At 37.1% G+C, this 2561-nt stretch carries 4 protein-coding genes and 1 pseudogene; all 5 read right to left on the bottom strand.

Translation table 11 applies throughout. From position 1 onward, the window contains the following. A partial coding sequence (locus tag GMD3S_RS0210090) for a hypothetical protein (protein WP_025173013.1) occupies positions 1 to 502 on the bottom strand: 502 nt, incomplete at its 3' end. Next, positions 499 to 1125, bottom strand: coding sequence for a hypothetical protein (locus GMD3S_RS0210085; RefSeq protein WP_001242088.1), 627 nt, complete (start codon positions 1123 to 1125; stop codon positions 499 to 501). The genes GMD3S_RS0210090 and GMD3S_RS0210085, both read right to left, overlap by 4 nt. Further along, positions 1122 to 1754, bottom strand: a complete 633-nt coding sequence (locus tag GMD3S_RS0210080; RefSeq protein ID WP_001223905.1) for a hypothetical protein — start codon at positions 1752 to 1754, stop codon at positions 1122 to 1124. The genes GMD3S_RS0210085 and GMD3S_RS0210080 overlap by 4 nt, the downstream gene beginning before the upstream one ends. Continuing rightward, entirely contained in the window at positions 1751 to 2380 is a 630-nt protein-coding gene (locus tag GMD3S_RS0210075) for a hypothetical protein (protein ID WP_001242085.1), read from the bottom strand. The genes GMD3S_RS0210080 and GMD3S_RS0210075 overlap by 4 nt, the downstream gene beginning before the upstream one ends. Continuing rightward, positions 2377 to 2561: pseudogene (locus tag GMD3S_RS0210070) on the bottom strand (hypothetical protein); the annotation flags it as partial. The pseudogene GMD3S_RS0210070 and the gene GMD3S_RS0210075, both read right to left, overlap by 4 nt.

Below are 2561 nucleotides of genomic sequence, written 5' to 3'. Positions count from 1 at the left end.
TCTCTTCTAAACTAATATCGACTGCTTCGTCGTAGGTCATATTCAGTAGGTCTTTATGTTTCGTTTTGAATTCTTCAACACTCAGCCATGTTTCTTTGTCGTCTTCGCTGATTTGGCCGTCAATGACAGATGCTACCTCAATCGCCATGATATAAAGAGCACGCTTGTCAACCGTTAAAATATCTAGATGAGTGGAAATAATTCGCAAATAATTACCTTTCTCACGCTCATCGCTTTCATAGGAATCTTCAAAATCCAATATTAGATACTCGTATTTAAATGAATTCCACGGATTATCTCCTATTTTAAAACCAGTCACCCCCCAACGTTCATCATTTGAAGAAAATTTGTCCAAACTAACGCTAAAATAGAAATCATCATCACGTGCGTAAGAAAAACCAACTTCCACACCTTTGCGTTCTTTGAACCACATTTTCCAAGGAAATTCTATACAGGTTTGGTATATACTAGTTTCGTAGTTACCTTTAAGATATAGTCTCACTCGTCTTCCTCATCGTCATAAACTCGTTCACCATGGATTTGGATGTACTCCTCACGCTTCCTATCCAATTCTTCCCAGATGGGATCATCAATAGCATCAATCGTTTGAATTTCTTCCAAACTCATCTCATTTGCTTCATCAAAGGTTAGAGATAAGATATCTTGGTACTTTTCCTTGAATTCCTCGATTGTTAGCCATGTTTTCTTATCATCTTCACTAATTTGTCCATCAATAGCAATCGCAATTTCAAGCGCCATAATATACATAGCACGTTTATCAACTGTTAAAACATCCAAATAATTAGAAGCGATTCTTAGATATTTTCCCTTTTCTCTACCGTCGCTTTCATAACTTCCCTCATAATCCAAATCAATATTTTCATATTTTTGGGAATTTATTGCACTGCCACCTTTAACCTTGGCATCTTTCCAACGAGAGCCACTTGCTCCCCACTTATCTAACCTCAAAGATAAATAGAAGTCATTTTGCAACATCTCATCATCCCCGACATTTGAGAAACTTATTTTTTGACCATTTCTTTCTTTAAACCACATTTTCCAAACAAGCTCTCTAGTGGTAAATGTTATTTTTTTCTTAAAGTCACTTTTGATATATAGTCTCACTCGTCTTCCTCGTCGTCAAACACACGTTCACCATGGATTTGGATGTACTCCTCACGCTTCTTATCCAATTCTTCCCAGATGGGATCGTCAATAGCATCAATCGTTTGAATTTCTTCCAAACTCATCTCATTTGCTTCATCAAAGGTTAAAGATAAGATATCTTGGTGATTTTTCTTGAATTCCTCGATTGTCAGCCATGTTTTCTTGTCATCTTCACTAATTTGTCCATTAAAGATTGTGGCAATCTCAATGGCCATGATATAGAACGCTCTTTTATCAAGTGTGAGAAGTTCAAGATGGGTAGAGGCCAAACGTAAACAGTCTCCATTTTCGCGAAAATCTGTTACATAAGCATCTTCATAATCTAAATTTAGTTCTTCATCAATTTGTGAAAAAAAGCGATATTTTATCCCTTCTTGTATCGGAACATGCAACCAAAGTTCATCATAATCCTGTTTATCTAGTTTTAGATGAATGGCTATATCATTCCTATCTCTGATTTTAAGAAAACCAGAATAGGAGAGAGGGATGCCTTCTCCTTGATAATTTTCAAACCACATCCTTTTCGCTAGTTCCATGTAATCAAATGGAATTTCTTTGGTGTAATCGCCTTTGATGTAAATTCTCACTCGTCGTCCTCGTCGTCATAAACACGTTCGCCATGGATTTTGATGTATTCTTCACGAAGTCGCTCTTCTTCATCCCACAAAGTTTCCTCTACAGGTTTCAAACTTTTCAGTTCCTCCACGCTGATATCGGTTGCTTGATCGTAACTTAGTGATAAGACATCCTTGTGCAACTCCTTAAAAGTCTCTACATCCATCCAGGTCTCCTTGTCATCCTCGCTAATTTTTCCATCAATTGCACCAGCCACCTCGATCGCCATGATATACATAGCACGTTTATCAACCGTTAAAATATCCGTATGTGTTGTAGCAATCCTAAGGTTTTCTCCACGTTCTCTCCCATCAGTAATAAAATCATTTTCAAATTCAAGTGTTATATTCTCATATTCCAAAGACAACCAAGGATTACTAGGAATTATAAAAGGAGCCTTATCCCATCTTTCGTCAACTGAAGACCATTTGTGTAACCGAACACCAAAGTAAAAATCATCCTGTAACATCTCATCATCACCAACATTGGAGAAACTTATTTTCTTGCCATTCCGTTCCTTAAACCACATCTTCCAAACAAGCTCTCTTGTTGTAAAGGTTATTTTTTTCTTAAAATCACTTTTGATATATAATCTCACTCTTCTTCCTCGTCGTCCAACTCTACCTCTCCATGGATTCGGATATACTCCTCGCGCTTCCTATCCAATTCTTCCCAGATGGGATCGTCAATAGCTTTCAAAACCTTTATCTCTTCTAAACTAATATCGACTGCTTCGTCGTAGGTCATATTCAGTAGGTCTTTATGTTTCGTTTTGAATT

The sequence above is a fragment of the Streptococcus sp. GMD3S genome, from assembly GCF_000298695.2.
GTDB lineage: Bacteria > Bacillota > Bacilli > Lactobacillales > Streptococcaceae > Streptococcus.
The sequence above is the reverse complement of the archived record's forward strand: the minus strand, read 5'-3'. Positions and strand labels throughout refer to the sequence as shown.